The organism is Salmonella sp. SAL4457 (assembly GCF_046548235.1).
Taxonomy (GTDB): Bacteria; Pseudomonadota; Gammaproteobacteria; order Enterobacterales; family Enterobacteriaceae; genus Salmonella; species Salmonella enterica.
In genome coordinates this window covers 1-273 of sequence record NZ_JBGDZO010000465.1, presented here as the reverse complement: position 1 = coordinate 273, position 273 = coordinate 1, and the positions used below count along the sequence as shown (strand labels likewise).

Below are 273 nucleotides of genomic sequence, written 5' to 3'. Positions count from 1 at the left end.
GGAAAACCCCAGCTACGCCCGCCTCGCCAAGCAACTCGAACAAGGCGCCCGGGCGCGCGGCTACCAGTTGCTGATCGCCTGCTCCGACGACGAGCCGGAGACCGAGCGCCAGGTGGTCAACCTGTTCCGCGCGCGCCGCTGCGACGCGCTGATCGTCGCCAGTTGCCTGCCGGCCGGGGATGATACCCATGCCCGGCTGGTCGCCGAAGGCCTGCCGGTGGTGGCCATCGACCGCCAGCTCGACCCGCAGCGCTTCGCCTCGGTGATCAGCGA

1 pseudogene is annotated in these 273 nt (G+C 70.7%); it reads left to right on the top strand.

Annotation, left to right across the window (positions count from 1 at the left end):
* Window positions 1-273 (top strand): annotated as a pseudogene (locus tag ACLJNW_RS25065) (catabolite repressor/activator); the annotation flags it as partial.